We start from the raw sequence: 22,259 nt of genomic DNA on the forward strand, positions 1-22,259 counted from the left end.
GTTACTTACCATTTTCTCAAAATCTGCCCCTTGCGTATATTCACTGGAATCACACGTTTTTGAACAAAAATAACATGACGATAAGCTGTGCTATACTAAGTACATCCATCCTAGCTTCTCGTAAAGGTGATCCTAATGAGTCTATTCCATCCATCTCATCCGCATGAAAATCCCTTTGTAGGCGTAGAACCTTATCAAACCATACTTAGCGGAAGCCTAACGCTTAATGATGCTGCCCTTGAAATTATTGATCTTCTCTTAGAAATACCTGCGGGATTCGCTCAGTGCCCACCGCACCTCCACACGTGGTACGAACTCAATTATGTGTTTGAGGGGCATATGCAAACGAGCTTCGGGGGATCGTTGTTGGATATTCACGCAGGCGAGTTCTTCCTCATCCCTCCGGGTATGGAACATGCGCATACCTATGAACCCCATGATCCACATAAGGGGATATGCTTAAGGTGGAAGGTGGATCGTGGGACGGAGGTTATCCCCGTGAATACTTTTTCAACTTACGAACAGCTCAACGTTTTATCGAATTGGAAGCCTGGCATATATGCCGATGAGTTCGGACTAGGTCAACTTCTTATGACATGTTTTGAAAAAGCTAAGGGGAACGGCTCTTCAACGGCTGTATTGCTGCAAATTGTGCAAGTCATTTTCGCGATAACGGATCTGTCTCCAGAAAGAAAGCGGTGGATTGAGAGCGAAACCAACTCTGATCATGCGCTGCTCCGTAAGGTTGAAATCTATTTAAATGATGATCAAAGTTATGAGGTGGACGTCCATCGACTGGCTGCATCCCTGCATATGAGCTACGGTCACTTGGCCCGAAAATACAAAAAACTAAGCGGTCATACCATCATGGATCGTATGAGTCAAATCCGTTTGGAACGCTCGCTAGAGTTGCTACGATGCACAGACCAGCCCATACAAGAAATTGCTTATATCGCAGGGCTATCAAGTTTATCGTATTATAGTCGTTTATTTAAAAAGAATTACGGGATGAGCCCGAAAGAATATCGAGAAAAAGAAAAAGGGGCTGTCCCACCGCCGCATCGCATTTAGATCATTTAGATGTAAAAACTACAGGTAATGTGCTCGAATTTGAGGTGTTTTCGTGATTAGATGGAAAAACTACAGGTAAATTCCTCGTAAATTGAAAAATCGATACAATTGACGGAATTTAACTACAGGAAATACAGTTAATCATCCGAATTCGCTCTATCCGTTGCAAATAGATGGAGAAAATCCAGTTAAATTACGGGAAGTCGTTTTATAATATATGGGTCAATAACGAAAAGAGGCAGTCTCAATAAGTCTACATCGACTTTTGAAACTGCCTCTTACTTATAATAGGAAATGATTACCGCTGAATCCCGATCGTTACGATTTCACAAGGACCCACTGGCAACGTCAAGCCGCCGTCTGCCCCCACGGCCAAACGCTCGCCTGGTATCTCCAAGATCGTACTCTTATAGAAATTCCGCTGCGGAAGTTGCGTACTAACCTTAACCTCCGCATGCTGGGAACGCATGTTGTACCAACGAAGCAGCACATCACCCGATGCTTCATTCATTTTCATTGAGGATAAAGCAAGACCCTCGCCTTCCCATTGGAAAGGAGCATAGGTCGAAGTAATTCGGCCATAATGAATGCCGGTTTGTGCCACCGTCCAAGGAATTTGGAATTGGTAGGCAGCTGTATAGGCTTCGTATTGTGCACTATCACCCGTGTGCGGGAAGATCGCCAAGCGGACCGTATGTTCACCCAGACACTGCGCCTCTGGCGTCGGGAACAAGCCCCAATCGCCGAGTTCGCCAACCGCGCGCAGAAGCGTTACCGCAATCGTATTCCGACCATCGCGCAGAACCTCGTATTCATTCAATCCAAGGTTGGCAACAACCAAACCTGCTCCTGCTTCGCTAACATCAACGAATGCTTGCTGATGCTGGGTGTTGCTTGGGTTTTCCCACTCTGCGGCTGGCGCATTATCCCGTTGCACGACTTCAAACATCGAATCAACTTGATGCGTTTGCGCGGTCAGATCAGTTGGGAATAACATCCGCAGACGATGATCCTTCGCCTGATTGTTGAAAGATGACTCGATCTCTACACCTTGTCCGCTCCGGCTCAAGCTAACCACCGTGCGAATACGCATCGGAATCATGCGCGTTGAACGTTGCGCTGTGCGATGCGGATAGTAGACTAAGTCACGTTGTTCAACATCCAGCATATCGTCGCCAGACGCAGGGATCTCCCAGTCATGGATGATTTCAACGGAAGCCTGGTAAGCCGTATCTTGGAGCACACGGATTTGCGCTTGCAAGCCGCTCGTCGTCAGTGGCTTTTCGCCATCTGGTTGACGGAACATATACTCGTTGCCGATATCTCCGGTATTCTCGTATACACCCAAATCCTGATACGTGCGCCCGTTCTTCTTATCCGTCAGCGTGAAGGAACCGTTATCCGCGATTTCAATCTGGATCGCAGCATTTTCAATGACCCGCTCATTTGTGAACAACGAAGAATCTGCTAATTGCGCTTCCTTCTTCACCCAAGCGTAAGTTTTCAATCCTAGTGCTGGTACCTTGTCTGCTTCGAATGTCAATCTTACTCTTCGGCACATGTACGGCTGACGGAACTTGTCATCCGGCAAATCGTAACCGAATTGCAAGCCGAGATCCTCGACCGTGCATGCCAGAGGCTGCGAGAACGCATCTACAAGTACTCGCCCTGAGATATCCGCCGTTTTGGCAAAAGCGCTCGCTTCTTCCAGCGTATAGCCATCTCGGAAATAAAGGCGTAAAGCATCGATTTCGATACTGACAACCCCCGAGCGTTCCCAACCCGACGTATTAAATACGACTACGGGCAGAGCACCTTCGCCCGCCAGCGTAAAGTCAGATGTATCGATCGCATCCGCGATGGCTTGCTTGCTGTCATCGATAATGGCTTCGGCAACATGTCGGCTTTTATCGAAGCGCGTGACCATTTCACGGTGCACTTCGTCCACCGAGCACCCGCAAATGCTGTCATGCGGATGATTTTGCATTAACGTTTTCCAAGCATATGTGAACAGATGGTGGGGGTACGTCTCCCCGACTTTGAGGACATGGGCGAATGCGGCAAGAGGCTCTGCCACTTTTTCCAACATCGCTTGTCCGAGCTGATTCATCTGTTTCAAGTAGACACGCGCCGAAGCGGTATTGACGAGCGTTGACCAGCCGTCTGTCCGCTGGCTGCGCAGTTCGCCTTTGACCGTCGAAAGTTCCTGCTTCCCTGAGCGCTGAACTGCTGCCAGGTAATCGTTAAAATTCGAATGAACGAAGGTTGTATCCGGGAAAAGCTCGCTCGCAGCTCTAATCGCTTCCGGCAGATCCAACTGAACAGGCTGATGATCGCAGCCATTCATGAAGAGCAGTTCGCCAGTGGAAGCATATTTCTCCGCGTCCGCCAATTTGCGTTCCCAATACGCTTTGGCTTCTGCCTTATCCACGGGAATCTCATTTCCGTTGGAATACCAGTTGGCAAAGAGTATACCCAGCACCTGGGAACCATCTGGCCCTTCCCAAATCAGCTCTGAGAAAGAGGATTCAAAATCACCATCCGAGACGGTGTTGTTGAAACCTGTCGGCTTCACGCCTCGGCCGAATAAAGCATTGGTGATGCCAGACTGCTGCATCAATTGCGGCGTCTGTCCGACTAAGCCGAACGTGTCGGGAAAATAGCCGATTTTCGACACTTCGCCATACGCTTTCGCATCTTGATGGCCAATCTGCATATTGCGGATATTGGCTTCGCCGCTCGTTAGGAAGGCATCCTGCAAAATATACCAAGGCCCGATGAGAATACGGCCATCCTGAATCAATTTTTTTAAGCGATCTTTCTGTTCTGGTCTAACCTGCAAATAATCCTCCAGAATAATCGTCTGCCCATCGAGAAAGAAACTGCGATAATTCGCATCTTGATCCATTTTATCTAATAACGTATCTATAAGTTTAACAAGACGCACATGGTGCTTCTCATAAGGTAGGTACCACTCCCGATCCCAGTGGGTATGGGAAATGATATGAGCCGTTCGCTTGTTGCTCATGGGTTAGCTCCTTTCAATATGAACTTCATCTGGGCGGTAAACGGAAATCACTTGCCCTTGATTATCTGCGGCAAAGAGCACGGAACGCTCTTTCTCCAAGGTGAACGCGTACGTCGTATCACTATCGGTGTCCCGAACTTTGACAGCCACATCCCAGGCAAACTCAGAGACAAAGACATACATGAAACCGTCCTTGAAACGCAGCTTTCTGCCGTAAATCCCCGGGATATCGCCTTCAAGCCACTCCAATCCGCTGCTGCACTCGGCAGCATTCACGGCATATCGGTACAGTGTCGCTACGGTGTCCATCCGGTCGTTTATTTCAACTGGCAGCGGGCTCCAAATCAATCGGCCATTGCCTAAAGGAAGATCTACAACACGATCCCCACTAGCACTTGACTTCGCTGACCCACCACCAACACGCACTTCTTTCAACGTTTCAGCAATGCGGCGCCGACTATAGGAGACATGCAGTGAAGTACCTTCCAGATCAAGCATCTCTTCTCGTCGTACATTATGAAGCTCAGCATCACCAAGCTCGTCAACGAGACGCGGCTTGCGCTTCCAGTATGCGTCAAGGGAGATTGGACCTGTTGCCAATAATGTCGCACCCGTGCGCTTCACAATATCGATCAGCTTCGCCCATGCTCCTTCATCCACATTATGCGCGCTTGGGAGTATAATCAGCTTCGCAGGTTGCTCCTCCAGCGCCTCCAAATGATATTCCGAAGCTGCGCGGAACGGCAACTTCATCTTGTATGCCAGCACACGCGTCATGGCCGTCGTGGCATCGAATGCCACTTTTCGATTGGAAAAATCGTTGGAATAAGGGAATACTGCCACGATATCTTCCAGCTCCCGCTCCTGGAATAGGTCTCTGATCTCGCCCATGAAGCGGCCAAAATCATAGGAAACATCCGCTTCCGGTTTCTCCGTTCCATCGGCACGAAGCGCTCCGATGTGCGACTCGTTCGCATTATCCATATAGAAATTGGTGTTCCAAATCCAATGAATGGCGCCTGCGCCTCCCGTTGCAAAGGCGTAAGCATATTTGCGCTCCAACATGCTGCGTAGCTCCATTTCCGAACGTTTGGCACGTCCATCCGGGGTCTCGACATACATAATGCCTGTCTCTTGAATCACATTCGGTTTATGAGCAGTTTTGGCAAAGATGCCATCCCATACAAGATTATCGTTCAGCCACCACGAATGGACCGTTGTATAATCTACCGCTTCTTCGTAGAAGAGCGGTGAAGGCCGCTGCGCGCCAAGCGCTTCATCTTGACCGACTACAACGAGATGTCCAGGGACGATTTCTTTAATGGTATCGTATAGCTGCTTAGCCCACTGGTTGTGCATCTCCATCGAGAATAAGCAATAATCAAGCCAGCGTGTCCCTTTTTTCGCCCGGTGCATGTCCTGCACGTCGAAATTGATGTCAGCCGCCTCGGGAATGACAGCTGCTTCATAAGTCGGCAGCTGTGCAGGCGTCATATTCCAGCGCTCTTGCAGCTCTTCAATGCGCTCATGACGCTGTTTAAGCCACGTAATGAAAGCTTCCTTCTCATACTTATCCCGACTGGAACGAGGTCCATCCGAGAAAATCTGTGCGGGATCAAACATCGAGGGCTCGTTAATCAGGTCCCAATCCACATGAGTCGTAGCCACATGTCGGGAAACGATGGAGCGGATAAACCGCTTCTGAGCTTCCACACTTTGCGGATCGAGATAAGGATTCTCCCCTTCCCAAGTTTCAGGCGTGAAGGAGAAGAAGGTAAACGTTACCTGCAGATCATGCTTTTTGGCCGTTAGAAAAAACGCATCGATCGCTCTCAATACTTCTTCTGAAGCATGGCCATCCACCTGCATGATATTGCGATACGCGGTCCAAATTCCCGTACGAATCCAGTTAATGCCTGCTTTGGCCATTTGGGCCATATCCCGATCCCAGACATCGCTATTCGGCAGGAATAGGAATTTGCGAGCCACATCGGACGTCATGTACGTCATACCAACTACGGGCAATGGACGACCATCTTTGATGAAATAATCGCGTCCGCAAGTGATAGGCTGACCTTCTGCAAGAAGCCCCGCATCATGCCCCCAGAATCCTTGACGCAGTATGCGCTGTTCGCCATCCTCTGAGATTGCCTTACACGTTACGCGATACAAACCGCGCTGTAAATCAAGCGGTACTGGAATGCGCACCACATTGAATTCTTTGTTAACTTGAGAGGTGATACGATGCGTCCAAGCTTCTTGCACACCCTTCTCATGCTCGACACGAAGATCCAGTGTCCACACTTTAGTGGCATCTTGATCCCCGATAAGCTGCGTTTGAATCGTAAGCATAGCGTGCTCACCAGGTTCATAGCTGGCATAATTCGGCTTGATCCACAACTCCGTCACACCGCTTGCACAGAATCTCGCCCACTGGGCCAAGCTCTGCGCACCGCCTTCGCTCCAGAACGAGGGGCTCAACGGCACATTGACGAACATCCAACGCGAACCGATAAAGGCACCGCGCGAATTCTCCCATAAGACGACAGGAGCCGCTACTTCGCGTCCCCTCTTGCCAATGCTCTTGAGCAGCGGATAAATCTGCGTGCTCATCGTACCCGCAGCACCCATCTGATGTGGCAAGTCGCTGTCGCGCGTCGTATGCGGCACCATATTCCAAGTATCGGCAAGCGCGAATAAGGATTCTTGCCCTTCCAGTAATGGTAAAGTTTCCGATGTGGTATAGGAACGGATCGGCGTACCTTCCACTCGCAGAATCTCATGAATATGCAGCTGTTGGTGGTAGCCCGTCTGCTCCGATTCCACATGCCAATGCTCGTTTTCCCAGCGAACAGGACGCTTAAAAGCTGCACCGCCAACACTCAGCAGGCTGCCGCCGCGCTGCAAGAAGGCCAGAATGTCAGCCCATGCCGCTTTCGGGAAATACGGCGCATGCAAATTAACGAAACATCCGTGGGCTGCTGATCGCAGTGCCTCTCCAAGTCCATGGGCACCAACGACAATTGCCCCTTGCACCGTCAATTGCTCGATGGGTACATCGCTCCACGAACTGCTTGGGAATCCCGGTTCATGGAAGATAAAGATTGGACGACTCATAGAAGACCATCCTTCATTGCCTGATAAACTAATTGAGAAAACAGACTGTTCGACCATGCAAACCATTTACGCGTGAAAATGGTTGGGTCATCAACGTGAAAACCTTCATGCATGAATCCCGTATCTGCATCTGTCGCTTCCAGCATCGCGATCATCTCAAGCTTCTCTTCCGCCGTCGATGCCGTAATCCCTTGCATGGACAGCGCCATATGCCAAATGTAGTCGTCCGGCGTATGCGGACTTCCAATCCCTCTAGCTACCTTGCCTTCAAAATAAAATGGATTCTCTTTGCTGAGCGCAAAGCGTCTTGTATTTTGATAAATAGGGTCGTCCGCGGCCACGTAACCTAGGTAAGGAATCGACATAAGACCAGGTGTCCCCGCATCATCCATCAGGCAGTGATTGCCGTAGCCATCTGTTTCATACGCATAAATGGGACCAAATGTCGGATGACGATAAATCCCATACAATTGAATGCCATGATCAATATCTGCTTCAAGTGCTTTGAGTTGTGCCAGGAAATCCATGTCCCGGAACACCCATTCCGCGAATTCTTGCATGTGGCGAAGGGCGACAACTGCGAACATATTCGCTGGAATGTTGTAGTGAAAGTCACACGCATCATCGCTGGATCGAAAGCCTGACCAGACCATTCCGGTATAATTCACAGGCATGCCCAAACCATTATTGCGTAACGAGTCGGTCGGTATCCCGTTATTACGGGTAAACCGATAAGGCGATTTCTCGAAGTGATGCTGCTCGGTTAGGAACAACTCATAAATCTTCACCATCGCTGCTTTGAAGCCGGCATCAAAGATATCCGTCAACTCGGTTTCTTTCCAATAGGCAAATGCCAAACGCATCGAGAAACATAAGGAATCGAGCTCAAACTTACGCTCCCATACCCATGGCGACATCTCGGTTTGGTCTGCTTTGTTCCAATGCCAGTCGTTCGCCGACTCATTAAACGCATTCGCATACGGATCAATATGAATATATTGAACATGACGTTTAATTAATCCACTAATAATGCATTGAAGATCCGTATCTTCTTTGGCAAAGGGCACGTAATGCATGACCTGTTCGACGGAATCACGCAGCCAGGATGCTGGAATATCTCCCGTGATAACAAACGTGGTGCCATCTGGCATCAGCTTGGTTGTTGTTTCTAATGTATTTGGAAAACAATTTTTAAATAATTGCAGAAGTTTAGGACGATGCGCCAGCTTTTCTTCGGCTTCCAACAAGACATCTTGAATGGCTTGGGGCAGTTCCAGCTTAGGCATCGGAATTTTGGGCAGTCTGAATTGTTCCACGGTAAATCCTCCACATTCTATATTCTACGAAGTTGGTTAAGGCACTACTCTTTTACAGCACCGATCGTCAAGCCTTGAATGAAGTAACGCTGGAAGAACGGGTATGCGAAAATAATCGGTCCCGTCGCAAGCACGACCATCGCCATCCGTGAAGTATCCTGCGGCAGTGATTGCAGCAAGCCGATGCCAACTGATGGGTTGCTCGTGTTCTGAAGCAGGAACTGCATGCTGTTCTCAATCCGCATCAGCATCGATTGCAGCGGCACCAAGTTCGGCGTGTCGATGTACAGCAGCGCATTGAACCAATCATTCCAATATCCCAAGGTACTGAACAACCCGATCGTCGCGAGCCCTGGCAGGGATAGCGGCAGCACGAGCCTAATGAAGATGCCGAATTCGCCAGCTCCGTCAATTTTACCCGATTCAATAATTGCATCCGGTACAGAGGTACTGAAGAACGTACGCATAATCATGATATAGAAGGCGTTGCCCGCTAATGGCAGCACCAGAGCCCATAGGGAGTCCTTGAGCCCGAGCAATTGCGTCATGACGATATAAGTCGGCACAAGTCCACCGTTGAAGAGCATTGTAAAAAAGGCGAAAAAGCCGAAGAAATTTCGGAATTTAAAACTTTTCCGCGAAATTGCATAAGCGAAAGTTGAGGTCAGAATTAAGCTAACAAGCGTACCTACGACCGTCACAAGGATGGTGACCCCATAGGACATCAGCAATTGATCGCCTGCTTTGAAGAGATAACGGTATGCTTCTAGGCTCCATTTCTCCGGAAAGATGCTATATCCGTTCGTATTCAGCGATTTCTCATCAGTGAACGAAATAATCGTTACAAACAGAAACGGAAACACACAGGCAAGGGTAAAAAGACCTGCGGCCCCATGAGCAAACATATTCAAAAGTGGCGGTAATTTATGAAAATCTTGTTTTTTCATCGGTTTGACAGCGTTCATAGCCAGTTCCTCCTTTCGGTAATGATCCATTAAAAGAGTGCATTATCTCTATCGAATTTTCTAACAACATAGTTCGAAGTCATTACGAGAATGAAGCCGATTACGGACTGATACAAGCCAGCCGCTGTACTCATGCCGATTTCTCCCGTAGATTTAAGGCCGCGGTATACGTACGTATCAATAACATTGGTTACGGAGTATAACGTTCCGGAATCCCTAGGCACTTGCAGGAACAGTCCGAAGTCTGCATAGAAAATGCGTCCGATCGCCAGCAGCGTCAGAATCGTCATTAACGGTTTTAACATCGGGAAAGTAATGTGGCGGATTTGCTGCCATTTGCTCGCACCGTCAATCATAGCTGCTTCATATAAGGATTTATCGATCCCCATGATTGCAGCTAAATACACAACAGAACTGTAGCCGACTGATTTCCAGAGGTACACGAGAATAATAATTAGCGGCCAATACGTCTTATCGTTGTACCAACGAATTGGATCCACGCCAAACCAAGGGAGTATATGATTAAGCATTCCTTTATCCACACTGAGGAAACTGAATACGAAATAGCCAACGATGACCCATGATAAGAAATAGGGCATGAACATACCTGTTTGATAAAGCTTAGCAAGTTTTTTATTCGTAATTTCGGATAATACAATGGCGAGTCCAACGGACAGCACCAGACCTGCAATAATGAACACAATGTTGTATAGCAAGGTATTGCGCGTAATGATATAAGCGTCGTTCGTACTAAAAAGGAATTTGAAGTTCTGTAATCCAACCCACTTGCTCTCCACAATACTTGCCCAAAAACCATCACGGCTGTAACGGTACTGCTTGAAAGCAATCACCATGCCTGCCATCGGTAAATACGAGAAGAACAGGAACCAAAGCGTTGCCGGTAATGCCATGAGCAGCAGCACTCTGCTTTGTTTAACATCTTTGAAAAAAGTTCCTATTCTGTTCATACAATCACCCCTTCGCTGATAACAAGACAAAGATCAGGTGAATGCAGAACATTCACCTCATCCTCGGGCTTGTCTCTATTTTTTGTTAGCTGTTTTCCAAGCGTCAATTTGACTTTGTGCTTCTGTCATGATTTTATCTAGTCCAGCTGCTTTGAATTTCTCGTTTGCAAGTGGAATGTATTTATCCGGATCAACAGTACCTGTCATCAGTGTCGCCCAGAACTCTTCTTTCACGTTCTGTACAGCGGCAATTTCGTTGATGACTTTGGTTGGATCGAAGTTAAAGCCGAGAAGTGGAGCAGGCACGCCTGTATCGTTAAATTTCTTGAACTCTTCCCATTTGTTCTCAGGGTCTTTCACATCTTTGTATGTCAAAAGTACATTACCAAGGGAGAACGTAGGCATATCGTAGTTTTTGGATGCCGGTAAGTTTTCCATGGTGTCATTGCCGGCTTTTTTGTAGTGCTCGCCTTCAATTCCGGAATCGACCATGTTGCGAAGTACAGGATCTGTGTTAAGCAGGTTCAGGAATTCCATTGCTTTCTCCGGATATTTGGAGTTGGCCGAGATCGCTTGCATGGAGCCCATTACGGACCAGTTGTAAATTAAAGCTGGGCTGGCTGCTTTGGATACGACTGGGTATCCATAACTTGCTGACCACAGGTTGTCCGCGAAAGGTTGATTGGTCGCTTTATCTGCAAACCACTTGCCCGTCACTTGAACATCGTTCAAGGAAGTCAGCGTGGACGCTTCCGTTGGAATGTAGCCTGCTTTGTAATATTTATTCATTGTTTTCAATGCTTGCTTCATTTCTGGTGTATCGAGAATGTTAACGACTTTCAAATCTTTATTGTCTACGCTAACAGCCATAGGCATTTTCTCAATGATGTAGTCATAAGGCACATATGGCATATAGTTTTTATCAACAGCTAATCCGTAAATGTTCGGCTCTTTCGCTTTAATCGCTGAAAGCAGCGGCTCTAAGCTTTCCAATGATTTCACGTTATCTAGGCTAAGGCTATATTTATCAGCCAGCGTTTTGTTGAAACGCCACACGTCTTGTGCCGGTAATTCTTTATTAGCTGGAACACCATAATTATGTCCATCTACTTTGGAACCGTTAAGGAAAGCAGGGTCCAATGCCTTGACGATGCCTTGTCCATTTTTTTGCAGCAATTCGTCAATCGACTTGAATGCACCTTTCCGTGCATTTTGCACATAATCAAATGCCCATGAAGACGTGAACATAATGTCCATAGGTGTGCCGGAAGCGGTCATGACTTGCATTTTTTGAGCATAATCGCCCCAGTCCGTCATATTCATCTTCACCGTAACACCGATTTTCTCGGCCGTGTATTTGCTGACTTCAGCCATAACGCGATCCACATCTTTCTGTGGCGTTCCGATTGTATACCAAATTAATTCAACGGGTTTATTCGCTGTCGCATTACCTTTTGCATCGTCAGCTTCTTTGCTGCCGCAAGCGCTAAGCGCCATAGAAACAGCTAATGTCATTCCAAGTGTCGTGACCAAACTTTTTTTCATTTTTTTGAGTCCTCCCTAGTGAATACTCGTCTGTTTGTCTACGCCCGTAGGGGCTATATTTACAGTACTGCATGAAAGCAATTACAAATAGACGATAAACTAAATAAACCCTGTCTAAACTAAAGAAAAAAACGCTACCATCTCCGTATAGATGAAAAAAAGACTGCTTCTAAGTATTCCTAGAGCAATCCACGATAATCCGTTGGCGAGATCCCGACATATTTTTTGAATTGTTTATAAAAGTAACCCAATTCGGAGTAACCTACCTCTTTGGCAATCTGATGAACCTTCTCATGCGTTGTCTTGAGTAGTTCTTTCGCCTTCTCTACTCGGAAACGGTTCATATACTCCGTGAATGTTTCGTTAATTTCTTTCTGAAACAGTTGCCCCAAATAAACGGGATGGATATGGTAGTGAGCACCCAACATTTTGAGCGAAAGCTCCTCCGCATAGGACTGTTGCACATATTTCAACACCTGCTGCACGATTGGACTTCGAACGTCCGAAATCAAGAAGCCAATTGTTGTCTCGGCAATCTTCAGGAGGGCTGCTTCCAGTTCTTCCAGCGTGACCGCCTCGCGAATTTGGTCAAAAGCAAGATGATACGCCTCCAGTTCTTCTGTATGGCGGATTGCTTTGATTTCCAACTTGAAATGAATGACCATTTCAAAGGCGATATTCCGAAAATCGTGCGGCGTAATTCCCGGCAGTGCTTGAATTCGTTTAAAATCGCTATGAATGCACGCATGCAGGTTTTCAATATCTTTGGTAATAATAAGCTTGGCATACGCGGGCCAATCTATCATCGAGAAATCCACCTTGGGATCTTCCTGATGCATGGCCAGCTCCTGATAATCAATTAGTGACAGCTCAGGATAAATCCAGAAATACTCCTGTGCTTTTTTGGCAGCTTCATAGCTCTGCGTAACTTGATCAGGTAGATGACCCACGGTTCCCACCGAGATGCGTATCGATTGATCTTGAAGCTCGGTATGAAGGAGCTGAAGCAAGGCCATCAGTTCTTTTTTTCCCTCATCAACATGATCCATGGATGCTAGCAGCACAATATCTCCGTCCATATCAAGGAAAACGGTCACCCATTCGTAGCTATTCAGCCGCGAAGTTATAAATTCTAAGCCCTGATCTGCATGGACAGGCATTCGCAGAACCGCTGCGACCATGTAGGCGGATGCTAAGTTGATCCCTAGAAGTTCTGCACGTTCATAGAACTCGAGGGGAGCAATCTGCTGCGTCAGCCAGCGATGCAACGTATTGTCTTTCAAAATTTGCTTGCTGTATGCCTGAACCAACTGTGTCTCGTTCATGGTATTCAGCTTCTCTACGGTATTTTGCAGGGAAGCCTTGAGTTCTTGAATGTTAATGGGTTTGAGCAAGTAGTTTTCGATGCCTAGCTGCATGCCTTCTTTCAAATAGGTAAACTCATCAAATCCACTGAGCACGATCACTTTCAGTTCTGGATGAATGGCTCTTGCGTGCCGAATCAAATCCAGTCCATTCATAATCGGCATGGAAATGTCCGTCACCAAAATATCGACCGATATTTCCTGCAAAGCGTCCAAAGCCTTCTGTCCATTGCTGGCATGTCCCACAATTTCCAAGCCAACTTCCGCCCAATCGATAATGTCATACAACCCTTCAATAATGAAAGGTTCATCGTCCGCGAGAAAAACCCTAAACATCGTCCACCTCCGCTCCACCGTCCATCGGCAACCAAATATCAATGATCGTTCCTTGGCCTGGTTCGCTATGTAATTTCAAACCGTATTCATTGCCGTATAACAGTTTAAGCCGTTGATTGATGCTGCGCAGCCCAAATGACTCCCCTTCCAATTCCTCATCTTGCAGAAATAGCGTCAATTCATGAAGCCGCTCAGGAGAAATCCCGTTCCCGTTGTCTTCAATCTGAACATGTAGAAACGACTCTTCCTGCTTTACCCGAATATGAAGCTCATTATCTGAGCTTTCGCTTCGCAAACCGTGCACAATATAATTCTCAATGATCGGTTGCAGCGACATTTTCATCACACGCACGGACCCGAGCCGTCGGTCCCACTCCATGGCATACGTAAATTTATCCTTATAACGAATTTGGAAAAGTTCCAGATACAGACGGCAGGCTTCCAACTCGTTTTTGAGCGTATAGACCTTCTTCTGTTGGACAAAACTTCGAAACAGCGCCGATAAGCTGTAGATCATTTCACCAACATCATGTGCGCCATGCGAGATGGCCCGCATCCGAATCACTTCCAGCGTATTATAGAGGAAATGCGGATTGACCCTAGCTTGCAGCGCCGTCAGTTCCGTCTGCTTTTGCTTAATGTTCGCTTTGTACACCCGATCAATATAGAGGTTCAATTCCTCAATCATCTCGTTAAAGCTCCGTGATATTTGCCCGATCTCATCCTCCCGTACATCGGGTATCCGCACACTGAGGTCACCCTGCTTCACCTTGCGCGTGAATCGGATGATTTGATTGGTCCGCTTGGCGACACTCATCACAACCAAGAATGGAATGAGAATGGCGAAAAAGATGCATATGGCACTAATAAGAAAAATCGTGCTGCGGATTTTCTTCGAGGTAGCCTCCAACTCTTGACGGGGGATGATGCTGACCGTGCTGAAATTTCCCTTGCTTTGCGTTAGCTTCGTCACATAGTCACCTTGGCTGGAACCACTATTCTCATACATGGCATTAATCTGATCCATATATGGATAGGGTTTGCCAACGTATTGATTCGAAGAATCAAATAGCACACCGCCGTCCGGTGCCAAGACGAGAAGCGTCCCTTTCAGTTCTTCCTTATCGTTCTGCAAAATCTTCCAAATCCCATCCGTACTATAATAAACGACCTGCTGGCCAATTGTCTTCAACGTTAGCTTGTCCGTGATCGGCGTTCGAATCGCATACAGGTTGGGATCCCATTGTCCGATCGCATCGCGCACCCAAACATTCGGCAATTCCACACTCTTGCTTTCAAGAGCCATCACATCTGGAATGTAAGAGCGTGCGCGATTCGTGGGAACGAATTTCATCTGCCCATTGCGCCCCAACGCATATAAGGTCTGTTGATCCTCGCTATATAACAGCAAATTACTAATATTTTTGTTATCTTCCACCTGATTTTTAAAATATTGCAACCCATCGCTCCACATGCTATTGCCGCCTAAATTATACTGCTCCAAACTGTGCTGCACATATTCTTGAAAAGGATGCTGCAGCATGAATGAAACACCCGAGGCCAGCGAGCTATCCCGATAGAGTCCAAAAAGGATCGATTGGGCCGAATCATAGGTTCCACCCAAATACGTGTTAACGTTCGTCAGTGCTTTCTTCTGTATATCCAGCTCTCTATTAATCGCCGCTTGAGACATCGAATAGTACATAAAATAAGAAAACGAAATAATCGTCAGCACTGTAATGAACGAAAAGAGAAGCAACAGCCTCATAAACAAGTTATTTTGCAAATAATTCCGATAGATCTTGCGTAGCACCATCCTGGTATCATCTCCTGGCATTAATCGGGTCCATTATAGCACAAAAATCTCGTGGGGATATATTTCGTTCCCTTCGCACAGCAACCGAGAAAATGTGCCTACTTGCATGGAAGGGGCTGTCCCACTGCCGCATCACATTTAGATGTAAAAACTACAGTTAATGTGCTCGAATTTGAGGTATTTTCGTTATTAGATGGAAAAAGTACAGGTAAATTCTAAGAAATTTGAGAAATCCATACAATTGGAGAAATTTAACTACAGGAAATACAGTTAATCAACCGAAATCGGTAAATCCGTTTCAAATAGATGGAGAAAATCCAGTTAAATTGCGAAAAGAGGCGTTCAATAAGTCTACCGTACATAGACTTTTGAAACAGCCTCTTCTTCAATGGAGCAATCAGTTAAAGCCCGCTGTTTGTTTCAAATGCTTTAAATAACGGGCACGTATCAATAGAAAGTAGAGGATTTGCGCGGCAAGGAAGACGATGCAGACCGTGATGGCCGATTGAACCACCGGCGCATGAAGCAGATTATGCAGAGCGTAGAGCGCAACCGAGCTGTGGATGAACGCGACCGCGAGCGGTACGAAAAACAACAATGCCATCTGTAGCGTGGCCACCTTCTCGAGTTCCTTGTCGGTTAATCCGATCTTCGTGATGGAACGGTACTTCATCTTGTCATCGTTGAGATCGGTAAACAGCCGGAAATAGAGAAAGCTTCCCGATGCAACAAAAAATACGCAACTGACAAACATCCCGACGAAAAGCATCAGATTATAAGTCCGCTTCATCTGTTCTTCCAAATAGGCAGGAGATGCAAACCAAAAATCGGAGGTTTGTGCATGTCCGAGCAGCTCCGCGATGGCCTCCCCCGTGTCCGCCGTTGAATCGGCGCTGTCCGTATCGTAAGCAGTTATAAACTGATCTTTTCTCGGCTTGCCGAAGGAGTCAAGTATCCCATCCTGAACGATCAACAACGGTTCATCGACCATGGGGGGCGTGACCGCCTTGGCAACAGATTGTTTCACATCCAGTATGATCGATGCTCCTTTTACTGACCACGCGTGTTCCGGAAACGGCCGGTTTTTCATGGTCCAGATGGCCGCCGCTTCATTCCCCTGCAGCGACAGGTCCTGATAACCCAAGGCTTTCGCAAGCTTGTTATACTCGGACAGGCGGATGAAATTCAATGATTGTCCATCTGTTAATTCGATGTTCGCTATATGAACGGACAATGTATCATAACGAATTTCCCGTTCTTGGAGCGCTTGTTCAATTATTTTCGTTTGATGGGCTGCTTGCCCGACATCACCGTTAGTTTGGCTATAGGTATAAGCGAACGGGTAAGCATCCGAAATTTGCTTGTGGATGGTTTCCAGAAACCCCATCAAACCGCCCATAGCGCAAATGGCGACTGTCGAAACGATCGTAACGAGAAAGAACATGCGGGCGTTGTCCTTCATACGATACGCCATGTCGGACAAAACCAGTACATTCGTTTTGCGGAGAAAGACAGAACGGTTGCTTCTTAACGTGCGAATCACAAACACGCTCAACTGTGTGTACAACAAATAAGTGCCGATAATGACTAAGACTGTGACCGGCAATAGAGCGAAAACGACCGAGACTCCTTGAACCAAGAACGAGATGATGTATCCGGCAAGAAGCAGGCAGAACGCTGCCATGGAAAGAAAGAGGGATGATTTAGGCTCAGACTTGGGTTTGGCGCTTCCTTTTAGCAGATCGATGGGCTTGCTGGCTCGTACGAATGCGGCAGTGAACGCTGAGATGACGAGAAACAACAGCACGAATGCAGACAGCGTGAGCAGAATGGCTTGGCTAGGCATGTAGGATGGCAATGGGCTCATCTGCATCAGATCGGCTCCGATCATCATGAATAGCTTGGCGAACAGCATTCCCGCGGCAAGCCCCCCCACTATGGAAGCGAATCCGATCACCATGCTTTCGATAAAAACGATCCAACGCAGCTGATTGTAGGTCATGCCAAGCATGATCAGCACGCCGAATTCTCGTTTGCGGGATTTCAGAAAGGCGCTGACAGAATAGAATACGAAAAAGATAGAGAACACATAGACAATATATTCTGCAACCGTCATTGCCTGAAGGGCCGACCAATTGAAACCGGAATTAGTAATAGTAGGGTGAAAAATAAAAACGGCATAAATGAAAAAGATCATCACTGAAAATGTGCTGCTCAGAAAAAAAGCGGCATATGTCCGCTTGTTCCGGCTTACATTGCGGAAGGCAAATTGTCGCAACGTCATCTATTGACCCTCCAGGGAACTCTTCTTAATTGACACGAAGCGGTGAAAGCTCATGTGCATTCCCTCCCATTAACGAAAGCATATCGATAATCTGTTGGAAGAAGGCTTGCCGGTTGTTCCCTCGGTAAAATTCATTATAGAGCTGACCATCCTTGATGAATACAACCCGGTGGCAGTAGCTAGCCGCGAGAGCGTCATGGGTGACCAGCAGCATGGTCGTATGATCGGCTTGGTTGATGGCCTCCATCGTTTCCATGACATCACGTGAAGATTTGGAGTCGAGATTTCCTGTCGGCTCATCGGCCAGCAGAAGTGAAGGAGTATGAATAATGGCCCTTGCAATGGCCGCCCTCTGCCGCTGCCCTCCCGATACTTCATAGGTTCGTTTATTCAGAATTTGGGTGATGCCCAGTTTATCGGCCACTAGATGGAGTTTGGCATCCATCTCTTTCACACTTTTCCCATCCAGCGTAAGAGGGAGAATGATATTTTCCCCGATCGTCAGCGTATCTAGCAAATTAAAATCCTGAAAGACAAAGCCCAACTTCCTTCTGCGGAACAGGGCCAAATCGTGTTTGGATAATAAATGGGGATTCTCCCCATTTATCAACACTTCCCCAGAGGTAGGCGTGTCGATTGTGGATACTACATTCAGCAGGGTTGTTTTGCCGCTGCCTGATGGACCCATTATCCCAACAAACTCACCTTTCTCGACAACGAGGTTCATGTCGCTCATCGCCCTATACGCAATGCTGCCACCATCATAAACTTTTCCTAAATTGCGCACGATTAGCATATCCATATCCTTCATTCTTCCTTTCATACAGTCGCAACTTCAAGTCCCATTACGCTCTCGCATCATCATAGCCGATCCCCTGGCACGATCCCATCGATTATTCTTATACGAATCTTACAATGTTGTAATGAAAAAGCATGTTCATAGAGCTTGAACATGCGCGATTCTCATCCATATACGTACTGCAGTTCCTTGTCCCTGCTCAGATTCAAGCTCGACGTGATGATCAAGTCGCGAGGCGATCTCTCGAACCAGGTAGAGCCCCATGCCCGTAGATTCGCCGAACCGTCTTCCGTTTTCCCCTGTAAAATAAGCGTCAAACACCCTTTTGATGTCCTGTTTGGGAATTCCGACACCATGATCCCGAATTTCAAGAACCACCTGCTGTCCGCGCACTTCGGAAGTAATCATGATACGGCTGCTTAAGCCGGCCGAATACCGTACGGCATTGGTGATTAATTGGCCGAGCGCGAATGCAAGCCACTTGTCATCGGACATAACCATCAATCCGTCATCCACTTGAATTTCCGGAAAAACCTTATTGCGGATCCACAAATTTTTGTGTTCAGCCGCCACTTTCCCGACCAACTGACGAAGAGCCACCGGCTCCGCCACGAAATCCTGCTCGAACGCATCCAACCGCGATGTATAGAGCACCGTGTCGAGCCCCTTCTTCAGCTTATCTAATTCCTCTCGCATGTTATCAAAAAAGGGATCGGTTTCTTGCTGAACCGCAAGGTGCATAACGGATAGCGGGGTTTTCATCTGGTGCACCCACTGATTGATAAAGGTGACATGATCGGTTAGCTTCTTACGGTACCTCTCTATATCGTTCTGATAGAGACGATACTTCTCCTGGAGCAGATGCCCAAGTGCATCCGCTAGCGGCGCATTCCCGATATATCCGGCCGATTCGTCAAGGGACGAAAGAGGACGAGTCAGCCTCTGATACATGTGAAAATGTCGGATATAACGGTATATCAAGTAAAAAGCGAACAAGGCCGTATTTACCATGCACATGTAGGCAAGATCGAAGGTATTTCGGAAACCGGATAATCGGCACATATAAACCGTCAGCAGAAGCTGTCCGGCATACATAAACACTAACGGAACATGCTCTTTCCAAAATAGCCTCATGGCTCCTCCCTCCAGATTGGCCGCAGTTTATACCCGGCTCCCCGCACGGTTTCCAACGCTTCTTCAATGCCGAGCTCGGCTAATTTTTTGCGGATGCGCGTGATATTGACATTAAGCGTGTTGTCGTCAATGAATTGTTGACCATCCCACAGCTTCTCCAGAAGCCAATTTCGGCTGACCACCTTGGAACTGCTTTCCATCAGCGTTTCCATCAGCATGGATTCTTTATGACTGAGATCTACGGTTTTGCCGGATAAGGTTAGTTCAAGCCTTTCTGGATACAACACGAGTCCTGTGCATTCCACGGTTCGTTCCCTCTTGTTCGAGGCGTATGAGCCGTATGCGCGACGAAGCTGGCTCTTAATCTTGGCCATGACTACTTCATAATCGAAGGGCTTGGCGATATAATCGTCCGCCCCATTCTCCAGCGCCATAACCTGCTCCATCTTGCCGTCACGGGCAGAGATAAATAATATGGGGCAGGTGGATACCGTTCGGATTTGTCTGCACCAGTAATAGCCGTCGTAATGGGGCAGATTGACGTCGAGCAGCACGAGATCCGGCCGAATGCGCTGGAACACCTCCATAACTCGGTCGAACTCCTGGACCGCTTCCGCTCGGTACCCGTATTTCTCCATATATGATTGAAGCAGCTGCGCCAGCTTAAGATCATCTTCTACTATCAAGATACTAAACATAAGACTCCGCCCCTTCCTGATTTTAAAGATGAAGTACCTTTGTAAGCTATTATAACCTTAAGCGGCACTCTTTCAAGGTGAAAAGAAACGGTTTTACGAGTCTTCTATTACCGTGAGATCGAATTACAACATTGTAAGGTAGATGTAAGCCAAATCGATAGCTTAGGCCTCTCTGGCAGGATAAGATTGGAACAAAATATTAGAATTTTTATGAAGGAGAATCAAGATGAGGCTGTTTGAATTGTTGCTTTTGTTGTCAATCACCGGCTTATTTGCATTAACAATCCTATTAAAAAAAGGACAGCGTAAAATGCCAGTTTTCGTTGCAAGCGGGATCGCCACACTTATACTGGTCATTCATTGGACGGTGGAAGGATATCGAGTTCAGCTATTTTGCTTGTATGGCATAACGATCATTTTCTTAGCCATTTCAGGTTATCGTTATTTGAAAAAATCCAGCCCAACACATATCCCGCGATTCCTATTGGGTTCGGCTTATACCGCTTTGGCGATCCTGCTGGTAGCAACAGCGGGTCTTATGTACGCTTTTCCTGTATTTCAATTATCTGAACCGACAGGCAAATTTAAGGTAGGCATGCAATCGTTACATTTCGTGGATACCAATAGAGAAGAGATTTATGGCGGACCCAGAGGTGGCAAAAGAGAATTGATGGTTCAGGTATGGTATCCAGCTCAAGCTGGCACAGGCAAGCCTGCTCCTCTTATTCCCGATACGCGGATATTACGTTATATGGCCGCGAACTATGGCCTTCCCGGGTTTACTTTGCAGCACCTGAAGTACGTATCCAGTCATACGTATTCGGGGGGCGAAATCTCTTCAGCACAGACTTCATACCCGCTAATCCTTGCGAATCCCGGCTTCGGCTCCTCCAGGTTCCTCCACACGTCGCAAGCTGAAAATCTCGCAAGTCACGGATATATCGTGGCCGTAATCGACCACACCTACAATACATTTGCAACTGAGTTTCCTGACGGTCGAATCACGGTCAGCTCAACCAACGACTTATTCTCCCCCGACCATGATTACCAGACGGAAAGCGGAAATCGCGACAAGTTGGGAAAAATGTTAACCGACGATGTGACGTTTGTGCTGGACCAATTCGGACTCATCCAATCGGGACAGATGCCAAGTCGTCTAAAAGGGAGGATAGATCTAGGTCATGTCGGGGTGTTCGGTCATTCCATCGGCGGAGCGACGGCCTATGACGCTTCTTACGATCCGCGAATCACGGCTGGAATCGACTTGGATGGCGCACTTTATCGACTGCGTGACCGAGAGAGTCTACGAAAGCCGTTTTTGTTCATGAACTCGGAAAGCGAATTCGAACGATTAAAGCTCGTGATGGATAACCACGTCTATACGGAGGCAGAGCTTAAACACATGGGTAACACAAGAGCGTGGATGGATCAAGTAACGGAAGACAAAAAGTTAGAACTTGAACGCATGCGCGAATCGGTCGCTTCAGGGGGGCAATTCCTCTATATCGAAAATTCGGAGCATTTGAATTTTACCGACGTACAATTCATTTCTCCGATATTCAAATTGCTTGGCATTACAGGAAAGATTGCGCCACAAAGAGCGAACGCCATTATCAATGCCTACATGCTGGATTTCTTCGATACGTATCTGAAAAATCAAGGAGGTATCTTATTAAAAGGACCGGATAGCCGCTTTCCGGAGGTGAAGTTCGAAGCATCGCGATTATAATGTTCTCCCCCGCGTTGGAAAACTTAATCAGATTGTTCATGTTTCAATGATATCCTTCATTTAATGAAAAAATCGTTCATCTTATAATA

At 47.1% G+C, this 22,259-nt stretch carries 14 protein-coding genes; 2 read left to right on the forward strand and 12 right to left on the reverse strand.

The annotated features are described in order from the left end of the window. Positions 1–135 precede the first annotated feature (135 nt). Positions 136–1,071 carry an AraC family transcriptional regulator gene (locus AC58PV_RS01830; RefSeq protein WP_497430591.1) on the forward strand — a complete coding sequence of 312 codons (936 nt, stop codon included), beginning with the start codon at positions 136–138 and terminating at the stop codon, positions 1,069–1,071. 298 nt (positions 1,072–1,369) lie between these two features. On the opposite strand, the gene AC58PV_RS01835 is transcribed toward AC58PV_RS01830, so the two are convergent. The 12 genes from AC58PV_RS01835 to AC58PV_RS01890 form a co-directional block, all read right to left on the reverse strand. Further along, on the reverse strand, positions 1,370–4,099 hold the full coding sequence (locus AC58PV_RS01835; protein WP_497430592.1) for an alpha-mannosidase: 2,730 nt from the start codon (positions 4,097–4,099) through the stop codon (positions 1,370–1,372). Between the two features lie 3 nt (positions 4,100–4,102). After that, positions 4,103–7,216, reverse strand: a complete 3,114-nt coding sequence (locus tag AC58PV_RS01840; protein ID WP_497430593.1) for a beta-galactosidase — start codon at positions 7,214–7,216, stop codon at positions 4,103–4,105. Then, positions 7,213–8,532 carry a glycoside hydrolase family 125 protein gene (locus tag AC58PV_RS01845; protein ID WP_497430594.1) on the reverse strand — a complete coding sequence of 440 codons (1,320 nt, stop codon included), beginning with the start codon at positions 8,530–8,532 and terminating at the stop codon, positions 7,213–7,215. The genes AC58PV_RS01840 and AC58PV_RS01845 overlap by 4 nt, the downstream gene beginning before the upstream one ends. 44 nt (positions 8,533–8,576) lie before the next feature. Further along, positions 8,577–9,497: a carbohydrate ABC transporter permease gene (locus AC58PV_RS01850; RefSeq protein WP_497430595.1), complete on the reverse strand. Its 921-nt coding sequence runs from the start codon at positions 9,495–9,497 to the stop codon at positions 8,577–8,579. A gap of 29 nt (positions 9,498–9,526) precedes the next feature. Further along, entirely contained in the window at positions 9,527–10,465 is a 939-nt protein-coding gene (locus AC58PV_RS01855) for an ABC transporter permease (RefSeq protein WP_068665052.1), read from the reverse strand. A 75-nt stretch (positions 10,466–10,540) separates the two neighbouring features. After that, positions 10,541–12,010 carry an ABC transporter substrate-binding protein gene (locus tag AC58PV_RS01860; RefSeq protein WP_497430596.1) on the reverse strand — a complete coding sequence of 490 codons (1,470 nt, stop codon included), beginning with the start codon at positions 12,008–12,010 and terminating at the stop codon, positions 10,541–10,543. A 179-nt stretch (positions 12,011–12,189) separates the two neighbouring features. Beyond that, a complete protein-coding gene (locus AC58PV_RS01865; protein ID WP_497430597.1) occupies positions 12,190–13,710 on the reverse strand; it encodes a response regulator in 1,521 nt (506 codons plus the stop codon). Beyond that, the gene (locus tag AC58PV_RS01870; RefSeq protein ID WP_497430598.1) at positions 13,703–15,526 is read right to left on the reverse strand and encodes a sensor histidine kinase; all 1,824 of its coding nucleotides are present in this window, start codon (positions 15,524–15,526) and stop codon (positions 13,703–13,705) included. The genes AC58PV_RS01865 and AC58PV_RS01870 overlap by 8 nt, the downstream gene beginning before the upstream one ends. 397 nt (positions 15,527–15,923) lie before the next feature. Then, positions 15,924–17,810 (reverse strand): ABC transporter permease, encoded by a 1,887-nt coding sequence (locus AC58PV_RS01875; protein WP_497430599.1) that lies wholly within the window; start codon positions 17,808–17,810, stop codon positions 15,924–15,926. A 25-nt stretch (positions 17,811–17,835) separates the two neighbouring features. Then, positions 17,836–18,612 (reverse strand): ABC transporter ATP-binding protein, encoded by a 777-nt coding sequence (locus AC58PV_RS01880; RefSeq protein WP_436239491.1) that lies wholly within the window; start codon positions 18,610–18,612, stop codon positions 17,836–17,838. 135 nt (positions 18,613–18,747) lie between these two features. Further along, a complete protein-coding gene (locus AC58PV_RS01885) occupies positions 18,748–19,743 on the reverse strand; it encodes a sensor histidine kinase (protein ID WP_497430600.1) in 996 nt (331 codons plus the stop codon). Then, on the reverse strand, positions 19,740–20,441 hold the full coding sequence (locus AC58PV_RS01890) for a response regulator transcription factor (protein WP_497430601.1): 702 nt from the start codon (positions 20,439–20,441) through the stop codon (positions 19,740–19,742). The genes AC58PV_RS01885 and AC58PV_RS01890 overlap by 4 nt, the downstream gene beginning before the upstream one ends. A gap of 226 nt (positions 20,442–20,667) precedes the next feature. On the opposite strand from AC58PV_RS01890, the gene AC58PV_RS01895 reads away from it, so the two are divergent. Then, positions 20,668–22,170 (forward strand): alpha/beta hydrolase family protein, encoded by a 1,503-nt coding sequence (locus AC58PV_RS01895; protein ID WP_497430602.1) that lies wholly within the window; start codon positions 20,668–20,670, stop codon positions 22,168–22,170. Positions 22,171–22,259 lie beyond the last annotated feature (89 nt).

It is taken from the genome of Paenibacillus sp. J22FR83, from assembly GCF_059691955.1.